This is a genomic window from Holospora obtusa F1 (assembly GCF_000469665.2).
Lineage (GTDB): Bacteria > Pseudomonadota > Alphaproteobacteria > Holosporales > Holosporaceae > Holospora > Holospora obtusa.
On sequence record NZ_AWTR02000046.1, the window covers coordinates 1 to 9626 of the forward strand.

General features: G+C 35.7%; 7 protein-coding genes and 1 pseudogene. 3 read left to right on the forward strand and 5 right to left on the reverse strand.

Going from position 1 to position 9626, the window contains the following annotated elements; translation table 11 throughout:
• The 3 genes and pseudogenes from P618_RS09170 to P618_RS01985 all read left to right on the forward strand — a co-directional run.
• Positions 1-156: pseudogene (locus P618_RS09170) on the forward strand (IS701 family transposase); the annotation flags it as partial.
• Positions 157-363: 207 nt separating this feature from the next.
• Positions 364-1089: a ubiquinone/menaquinone biosynthesis methyltransferase gene (locus P618_RS01980; protein WP_024161081.1), complete on the forward strand. Its 726-nt coding sequence runs from the start codon at positions 364-366 to the stop codon at positions 1087-1089.
• A 101-nt stretch (positions 1090-1190) separates the two neighbouring features.
• Positions 1191-2429 carry an MFS transporter gene (locus P618_RS01985; protein WP_021827419.1) on the forward strand — a complete coding sequence of 413 codons (1239 nt, stop codon included), beginning with the start codon at positions 1191-1193 and terminating at the stop codon, positions 2427-2429.
• 449 nt (positions 2430-2878) lie between these two features.
• On the opposite strand, the gene P618_RS01995 is transcribed toward P618_RS01985, so the two are convergent.
• The 5 genes from P618_RS01995 to P618_RS05965 form a co-directional block, all read right to left on the reverse strand.
• A complete protein-coding gene (locus tag P618_RS01995; protein WP_021827422.1) occupies positions 2879-3847 on the reverse strand; it encodes a DDE-type integrase/transposase/recombinase in 969 nt (322 codons plus the stop codon).
• A 57-nt stretch (positions 3848-3904) separates the two neighbouring features.
• Positions 3905-4246, reverse strand: a complete 342-nt coding sequence (locus tag P618_RS02000; RefSeq protein WP_021827423.1) for a frataxin domain-containing protein — start codon at positions 4244-4246, stop codon at positions 3905-3907.
• Positions 4247-4365: 119 nt separating this feature from the next.
• Positions 4366-5895, reverse strand: coding sequence for an AMP nucleosidase (locus P618_RS02005; protein ID WP_021827424.1), 1530 nt, complete (start codon positions 5893-5895; stop codon positions 4366-4368).
• Between the two features lie 240 nt (positions 5896-6135).
• Positions 6136-8517, reverse strand: coding sequence for a DNA topoisomerase (ATP-hydrolyzing) subunit B (gyrB, locus tag P618_RS02010; RefSeq protein ID WP_021827425.1), 2382 nt, complete (start codon positions 8515-8517; stop codon positions 6136-6138).
• Positions 8518-8659: 142 nt separating this feature from the next.
• Complete coding sequence (locus tag P618_RS05965; protein ID WP_024161083.1) at positions 8660-9214, reverse strand: MlaD family protein; 555 nt, start codon at positions 9212-9214, stop codon at positions 8660-8662.
• Positions 9215-9626: the final 412 nt, after the last annotated feature.

Consider the following 9626-nt stretch of genomic DNA (forward strand, 5'->3'; position numbering starts at 1 on the left):
TCTAATCATCTATTTGCATCACTCATTGCATACTGCAAATTAGAATTATTGAAAGTGAAAACCTCATTGAATCATTTTGCAATAAAACAAAAAGTATTGTTAAAAGCCAATGTTTTAATGTTCAATGAACTTAAAATTTTGAAAGGTGCTACGTAAGATGAGTGAACTAAAATGGCTTTCTATAATTTCTCTCATTTCCTTAAACTCTCTGCTTAATTTAAGGCAAATATACATCTATACATCTTTTAAACACAGTTGTAGAATAAAATTTTTTCATGCGTAGGCCTTAGAAAGGTTTGCTGTAAGTCTTGATAGATAAATATCTTTTTGATAGAATGGATTCCAAAATGTTTCAGAGCTCTAGTGAACTCTATTTTCTCATTATTTGATCGAATTACTCCGATTTACGATCAAATGAACAAAATTATGAGTTTTGGAAAAGATAAGTATTGGAGAAAAAAACTTCTTTCCTATGTGCCCTGGAAAAAACATAAAACTTTGTGCGTTCTAGATGTTGCGTGCGGAACAGGGGCAATAAGTGAAATTTTATTAAAAGAAGCCGAAAATTACAATCAAGCATGTTGTTGTTGGATGTTAGATCCTAGTTCAGAAATGTTAGCATATGCTAGAACGCGTTGTTATACCTTAATGCCATTTTTCGAGATGCATTTCTTAAAAGGATATGCTGAGGCAATTCCGTTACCTTCGCGCTGTGCTCATGTGTATATATGTGGGTTTGGATTACGCAATGTGCAGAACCGTTCTTTTGCTTTACAAGAAGCTTTTCGTATTTTAGTGCCTAACGGGGTTTTACTCATACTTGAATTTTCTTTTGAAGTTTTGCCTAGTTTAGCGTGGGCGTATCGATGTTATCTTATGCACGGAATTCCTTTAATAGGAAAATGGATTGGTAAAGATCAACAGGCGTATCAATATCTTTCGGATAGTATTTTAAAATTTCCTTCTCCACATGTTATTTTAAAAGAATGTTTTCAAACAGGTTTTGAGAAAATTTTCTACACCACACTTCAAGCAGGTCTGGTTCAGTTATATTATGCGCAAAAACCTTACGATTCTTTACACATTTGAAAAAGTCTAGCAATCTTGAAATATTTTAGCCTTCCCGTCATTTTGAACGCGAGTTTTATATAAAAAAATTTATTAGATTAAAAATAGTTAGAGGAAACATAATGAAGTTTAAGAAAATTCAAGAAAAAAAAATTCAAGGTTTGCTGGTTATTGGATTTTTAGGTTTATGGGGAGGTATACTTAATAAAGCTGTTCGAACTTGGCCGCGTCTTTGGGGGAATGATTTAGGAGTTTCTATTCGCACTTTTGATATTTTGGCACTTTTAGGAATATGTTACAGTCTAAAAATGTTATGGGGCCCGTTTTTTTCTCTGGCTTTACCTTCTTGGATTCCGTTTAATCCGAGAAGATTTTGGCTGTCAATGCATTTAATTATATTTAGTTTTCTGCTTTTTGTGATTAGTTTTTGTGAAATGTTTTCTGGGATAACATTTTTTTTGTGTACTGCACTTTTATTTATGTTAGACGGAAATTATTCTATGCTGGTTATTGCATGCCAAAAAGACACGGGTTTTGAAAAATTACGAGGATTACCAGAAAGCTTTTGCTTAAATGGCTATAGAGCAGGAATGACATTTGCCGTTTCAGGAGCATTATTCTGTTCTCAACAAGCCTGGAGTTGGCCTTTTCTCTATCATTGTTTGGCAATAGGGTGCGTAATAATTGCTTTAAGCATTTTATTTTTACCAATATTTAATTCTTTAGACTTGGCGCCAACTCAAAAATTTAAAGGAATAAGTTATAATTTTTTTGCTCCTATCAAAGAGTTATTAACGCGCCCCCAAATTCGAAAAATTTTTTTAATTCTTATGTTGTATAGGATTGGTGACCATTTATGGACACCTAATCAAGAGCTCTTTTTTTTACATATGGGGTTTTCTAAGCAGCAATATAGTATGCAAGATTTTTGGAACTTTTGGGGGAGCTCTTTTGGAATTTTTTTTTCCGGATACTGTATCCAAAAATTTTCTGTGTTTCGTGTTATGCAATGGGGGCTTTCGGGACAAATGCTTGTATTTGGAGGATTGTTTTTGGGAAGTTTAAGTAGTTCATTAAGTGTTTTGTCTTTTTTGTGCATCTTACAAAGAGTACTTCTTAATTTTTCTCTCACCAGTGTGTTTGCCTTTCAGATTATGACAGTCAACTTGGGACAAGCCATAACTCAGTTAAGTATTTTTACAGCCCTTGCGCACCTTAATTCTCAGTTAGTCAGCTCTTGTTCTGGGTGGCTAGTGGTGCATTTAGGGTGGAGCGGAATGATTTTTTTTAGTATGCTCGGATGTATTCCTGCATTACTCTACATGCTTTATGTGAAAAAAGATAAAAATTTTTTACTGTGATAAATATTTGTCAAGCTCTCATATTTTAAACGAAAATATCTTAAAGTTTAAATTTTGTCACGCTACAGTAAAAGCAGTCGTATTGTGATAAAGTAAAAAAACACTAATGGACTGATATAAGCCCTGGAAGCACTCAATTTTTTTCCTAATCCATCGCTTCATATTTGCCCAAAATATTCTGTGAGTATGACGGTAAAAAAAAATCCTACAACGGGAAGATTTAAGTAATTCTCTGGTTCTTTGAGATTGATGAAATGAAGCATTATCCATGATCACAACTTGTCCTGGTTTTTAATTCTTTTATCAAAAACTGCCCTACCCAAGCTTTAAGTAATTGCGTATTAGAAGAGCCGTTAAAACCATCAAAGCAATCGCTTTATTGTTTACTAAACCCGCTACAATAATGAGTTCTTTCGTAACATTTTCCGCTTTTTTTATCAACAAGTTTTTCACTTTTTTTCCCTATTTAATCCCAACAACATGTGGTTTGGATTATGATTAAAATTTGACGTGTTACGTTCAAATTCTAACATGATAATATCAAAAGGGGTCTGGTATTTCAATGATTTCAACTTTATTTGATGATTATAGTAAAGCACAAAAGTCATCATATGGCACTTCAGCTCATCAAGGTTTTTATAAAAATAAGCTTTTGTTGTGTAGTGTTTGAGGATTCTGTTGGTGACTTCGACCTGACCGTTGATCCAAGGATGCTTGAATTTGGTGAGCCTGTGTTCAATGTTATGCTCCTTGCACATCACATTAAAGGGGTGCGTTTTGTTTTTTGACCTCAGGTGTTGCGCAAGCAGTTCATAGATAAATTGCGCCCCATTGTTTGTGAAAATTTTCGTTATTTTAAAAGGACAATGGGCGATCAGATTTTTCAAAAACGCACTTGACTCGTTAACCGACATCTTTGAATGCATCTCGACATAAACGTACTTTGTGGCCCGATCAATGGCCACAAAAAGGTAGCTTTTTCCTTGATCTGTGCGGACTTCGGTAATGTCAATATGAACAAATCCAAGAGGATATTCTTTAAATTTCTTTTTTTCAGAAGCTGACTCTTCTTCTTTGGGCAAGACATTTAGACCATTTCTTTTGAGGCATCGATGCAGATTAGAGCGCGTGAGATTGGGAATTTTCTCTTTCAAAGCAATATAAACATCATCAAGCGGAAGCTTAGAAACGCGCCTGAATTCACACACAATCTCTTGTTCTGTTGCAGATAAAACGCTCTTTGGCTGTGCAGGGCCAGAGCGTTTATCTTCAATACAATCGGCTTTCTTCCACTTCAAAACAGTTTTAATATTGAGGCCCAGACGCTTTGCTATTTCTGCGGCGCTCTCCATAGAGTTTTGTATTTCTTTTCGGACTCGAAGCGTCGTCTTGGCATTTCCATGCAGTATACTTCCCATAAATTAGCCTCCTTTAGTTCCTTATAAGTTATACCATAAGAATGTGGAACTAAACAACTACGCACTTTTTTCTTCAAGCCAAGATGACTTCCACAAAAATTCTGGAATATAAGGTTTGAATTCTGAAAAAAGCATTAAAAAAAATGGACGTTTTCCCCTTGTATCTATCCATCCATGCTTGGGATTAAAAACGAAATGCCATCCTCCTGAAATTGGAGAAGAAAGCCATATTTGCTCTAAAGCATTGTGTTGATGAATCAAATAAACAGAAGAAATTTCGGGTATCTTGATTTCTAAAGCCTCTTCTCTTTCATTGATGTCCCAATTTAAAAAACTCTCTAGATCATAAACGCGATCAAACAATGTATCTAAAAGAAGTTTAGCAGATTCTCTAAACATGTGCTCAAACAGAATGAAAAAAATTCAGCACTATCAATGTATCTGTATCCCTAACCATAAGCAAGATCATCAGATCAAAAAAACTCAAACAACATAAAACATTTGATAAAATAAAACGTTTATCGAAAAAGTACATCCTGAAAACCACGCAACTCTGGTGTGTGTAATTTATCAGGTCCCAATTTTCGCAAAGACTCCAAAGCGTAAATTCCAATCATAAGGTGTTCTTGTACACGTTGTTCATAAAAGGTTTGAGCCATAGATTGAAGCTTTAGTTCCCCATGCAAAGGACGATCTGACACACATAATAACGTTCCATAAGGAACCCTAAAACGAAATCCATTTGCCGCAATAATTCCTGATTCCATATCTAACGCAATAGCACGGCACTGTCGAAAAATTTTAGAGCGATTCAGTACATCTAGCTCCCAATTTCTGTCTCCAGTAGACACTATAGTTCCACAGCGCACACGGCTCATCATAGTTTGGTCATCAAATTTGCAAATGTGCTGAATAGCATCAAGTAAAGAGTTTTGTATACTTTTTACCGGAGGGAGTGGGATGTTAGGGTTTAGCCCTTCATCCAACACGTGATCATCACGCATATATCCGTGCGCTAAAACATAATCTCCTAACCTTTGACTTTGACGCAACCCTGCACAATGCCCTAACATAATCCAACAATGAGGGCGCAATACTGCCAAATGATCCGTCATATTTTTTGCATTACTTGGTCCAACACCAATATTTACAAGACTTATTCCATTGTTACCTGGGCTAACTAAGTGATATGCGGGCATTTGAAAATGATGACCAGCTTCCCGAGTTTTGGAAAGATCCATTTCTTGTGAGCACAAATGTTTGTCTTTTGGTTCAATCCAGTGCGTATACACTTGATTGTCTTGCGCTAAACGTTGCTTTGCATAATCAAAAAATAAATCCACGTAACGCTGATAATTTGTAAGTAAAATAAAATTTTGAAAAGCAGATGCAGAAGTTCCGCAGTAATGCTGAATTCTCATAAGCGAATAATCCGTACGTTCCGCAGAAAAATAAGATAAAGGTTTGATAACCAAATGATCCCAATCCACGGTACCATTGGCAACTTGATCATCCATATCTTTTGGAGAAGGCATTGTCAACATTCCTTTTATTTCTGAAATATCTTTCGCCTGCGATAGGACATCCTCCTTTAAGAAATAAATAGGAATAAACCTAGAACTGCGCCCTACAATACAAAAAAGCTCATGATTTGAGAAAAGATGCTCTAGCTGCTCTTTCCAATACGCTTTAAATAGAGCAGGATGCGTAACGGTGGTTCCGTAATATCCATCTTCCCGTAAAATAGCCCAAGATCTCAAAACTTCACATATATTTTCTGCTCCTTTTCCCCATACACCTAAATACGGATACGTTCCTTTAAACTGAGATTTCAAATCTTTTAACGTTCCAGAACTTCCCACAGCATTTCTTAAGTCTTGAACACTCGCTGCATACAGCGTTTCTAACATTTGAATAGTTTCTTGAGCATTACTACAAACAACGGGAGAATGAACCCCTGCATTTTTTATAAAAACTTCCATATGGAGCTGCTCTTGAAGACATACTGTCATGCAAGCAAGACCGTCAAAGCTGCTTTTTGATTCCATCTTCTTCTCCTTTGGTACACTCATAAGCTTTACCGAAATCTTATTTTAAAAGTACGAATGTTACTAAATTTTTTGATTTCAAAATCTTGCGTCATACCTCAATAAAAAACCATACACAATACTGATCACTAACCCATTTTTAGTATATTCCTGTCTTACATTTTTGTCCAGGTCTATCTTTATTCTTGATTCGACAAAGCAATATCCGAGACTTTATTTTAAATCAAAGTACTTCTTACGCTACGCATCGATCAACGCATTCATCGCATTCTTCTGAATAAAAGCTCTTCTTGGAGGAACTGCATCTCCCATAAGCGTAGAAAATAATTCATCAGCCGCTTGAGCGTCTTCAATACGAACCTGAAGCAACGTTCTGGCGGAAGGGTCTAAAGTCGTTTCCCATAATTCATAATCCTCCATTTCTCCAAGCCCCTTATATCGCTTGATTTCCAAACCTTTTCTACCATATTTATTAATTTGAGTCCACAAAGAACAAGGGCCATAAATACATATGCGATCTTCTTTTTGCCTTAGCGTACAAACTTCTTGAAACATTTCCAGCAAGTAAGGACGATACGTCAATAACTTTAAAAGTTCCTTTTGTTCGTATAGCTTATAAGAAAGCTCTGATCGAAAAACAATTCCATCTCTTTCATAATCAATCGACAAACTTTCTTGAGTCTTTTCCGACTCTTGATAAATCTTCCATTTCCAGTCTCCCAAACGTCTAAGCTGGTTTAACGCTGTTTCCACCCACCAAGCAAACGTCTCGCAAGAAGGTGCTTGCTCTAACAGACCAGCTAAAAAGAGCTGCTCCACGATGATGGCAGATCCTACTTGAAGAGAGTGTATTAATTCTTTGGCTTTAATGCATGTGTTTAAAAATGACTTTAAATCAACTCCAGCCTTAGAAGTTAAACTATTTTCTAACACAACTCCACGTATACCCGTGTCCATCAAAAATTCTTCTAAGGCATGTTCGTTTTTAAGATAAATTTTAGATGTTCCTTTCCTTATCCCGTACAAAGGAGGTTGAGCAATAAATAGGTGCCCTTTTTCTATTAAAGACCTCATATGTCGAAAGAAAAACGTTAACAACAAAGTTCGAATATGGCTTCCATCCACGTCAGCATCGGTCATAAGAATAATTTTATGATAGCGCAATTTTTCTATATCAAATTCCGGACCAATTCCTGCTCCCAAAGCGACAATCAATGTTCCAATTTCAGAAGAAGCTAACATGCGATCAAAACGAACACGCTCAACGTTTAAAATTTTCCCTCTTAAAGGCAAAACAGCTTGAGTTTTTCTATCTCGCGCCCCTCTGGCTGTTCCTCCAGCGCTTTCTCCCTCTAAAAGACATAGCTCCCTTTTTTCCGGATCTTTTTCCGAACAATCAGATAATTTTCCAGGAAGCGAAGCTATATCCAAAGTATTTTTTTTGCGCGTTAAATCTCTTGCTTTTCGTGCCGCCTCTCTAGCAAAAGCTGAATTTGTAATTCTGGTATAAATACGTTTTGCATCCTGGACATTCTCTTCTAACCATTGAGTTAATCCTTCCGTAATCGCGGCCTCGACCAAAGGACGAATTTCTGAAGACACAAGTTTATCTTTGGTTTGGGAACCAAATCTTGGATCAGGAATTTTAACGGAAAGCACACTCGTAAGCCCTTCCCTGATATCTTCTCCAGTAAACGTAACTTTTTCTTTTTTATAAACAGCCCCTCCATGATTAAATACCCGTGTCAAGGCAGAACGAAATCCTGCTAAATGCGTCCCCCCATCTCGCTGAGGAATGTTGTTCGTAAAACATAAATTATTTTCATAATAGGTTTCTGTCCACTCTAAAGCAGCCTCTACGGTCATATCTTCTTTTTGAAGAAAAATATAGATAGGGGAAGATTGAAGAATTTCTTTGTTTCGATTTAAATGAGTTACGTAAGCTTTTAAGCCTCCTGAATGGGAAAACACCCAAGAATTTTCTTTTGAATCTCTAGAATCCTTTAATGAAAGTGTTAAAGTTGGATTTAAAAATGCTAATTCCTGCAAACGTTTTTCCAAAACTCCCACGTCAAAATGTGTAATTTTAAAAATCTCTTTACAAGGCATAAAACGAATTTTTGTTCCTTTATGCGAACTATCTCCCGTACGCTCTAAACTTCCCTGAGGGACTCCATTGCAAAATCTTAAATAATATTCTCCTCCATCTCTCCAAATTGTTAGGTCCAACCAAGTAGAAAGCGCATTAACTGCGGATATCCCTACTCCGTGCAATCCACCGGAAACTTTGTATGCATTTTGATTAAATTTTCCTCCAGCATGAAGCCGAGTCATGATCAATTCTGCTCCAGAAATCCCTTCTTCTGCATGAATATCTACGGGGATTCCTCTTCCGTTATCTGTAATAGATGCGCTTCCGTCAGCTTCCAGAACTACTTCAACTTTATTACAGTACCCGGCCAAACTTTCGTCGATAGCATTATCGACAACTTCCCATACCATGTGATGAAGACCGCTTCCATCATCTGTGTCCCCTATATACATGCCAGGACGTTTTCGTACCGCATCAAGCCCTTTAAGAACCTCGATATTTTCAGAAGAATACGTGGACGATATGTTCATAAAAAATTCCTATAAAAAACGTTAAATTGTTTTTTTGAGCCATATAAAAATATTCAAAAGCAACTCTCACATAAGCACAAAAACATATTAAAAAATCGTTTTTTAATATGTTAACCTACATTTTAGTGATTGAAATTTTTTATTAATTACTTGACTCTATCTCCTCTTTTTGAATTGAGTTACCATTTTCTTTTTGATTTGAGTTTTTGTGTTCACTTTCTTTTGATTCTTTTTCTTCTTTTTTAGACTTTTTTTCATCAGGAACTAAAAGTTTATAAAGTAAATCTTCAATCATCAAAGGCGCCTGCGTTTGATAAATAATTTCTTCAGGGCGCATCTTGATTTCTGAGGCGCCTAAATCAAGTTTCAATATTTTCTCTCCAAATAATGATTCTCCAGTAATAAAAGCAGAAGTATCCTCTGGAAGTTCAATCTTTTTTAAAATGTTAAATTTAACTTTTACAGAGACATTTTCGGGATCTAAACTTAGCTTGAGTACGCTTCCAACGGTTACACCATTAATTTTCACAGGCGCTCCAAGGCGCAAACCATCCACCGCATCAAATTCTGCGTAAAATGTGACATATTTTTTATCAATACCTCTGGAGCGAATTAAAAAAAAAGCAATAGAAACGAGTACAAGGAACAACATGAATGCACCTATTACCGTTTCAAAACGTTGACTTCGAACCTTCACGGGAAGCACCTAAAATTAACATTATTATACGCATGGTATCACTTTTATAAGACGCTCACAAGAGACTATAAGAAGATATCTCATTAAGTGCTTAAATAAAAGTATAGAAAAGTTTTGATCATTAAATTTTCAATTAAAAAATATTTTATCTTGTCAAATGAAATCATCGTATTAAAAAAAACATATGTTTAAAAAAAATTAATTTGAAATTGAATATTTTGAAAAAGGTATAGATAATCAATTAAGTTGAGGTTTTCTGTGACTGCTGACGTAAGCCTTATCGTAAATCAACTGATGTTACGCAGCAATAGTTGATTTCTGCTTGAAATAATCATATTTTTCGTCCGTAAGTTTTTAAGGACAAAAAATGAAACTGGATCTTCTTGATATGTATAGCGACTATTTGATAAGT

What these genes read in the sequence shown, in the direction of transcription:
- P618_RS01985 (WP_021827419.1), top strand. Translation starts at nt 1,191, where the DNA reads ATGAAGTTTAAGAAAATTCAAGAAAAAAAAATTCAAGGTTTGCTGGTT.
- P618_RS01995 (WP_021827422.1), bottom strand. Translation starts at nt 3,847, where the DNA reads ATGGGAAGTATACTGCATGGAAATGCCAAGACGACGCTTCGAGTCCGA.
- P618_RS02000 (WP_021827423.1), bottom strand. Translation starts at nt 4,246, where the DNA reads ATGTTTAGAGAATCTGCTAAACTTCTTTTAGATACATTGTTTGATCGC.
- P618_RS02005 (WP_021827424.1), bottom strand. Translation starts at nt 5,895, where the DNA reads ATGGAATCAAAAAGCAGCTTTGACGGTCTTGCTTGCATGACAGTATGT.
- gyrB (WP_021827425.1), bottom strand. Translation starts at nt 8,517, where the DNA reads ATGAACATATCGTCCACGTATTCTTCTGAAAATATCGAGGTTCTTAAA.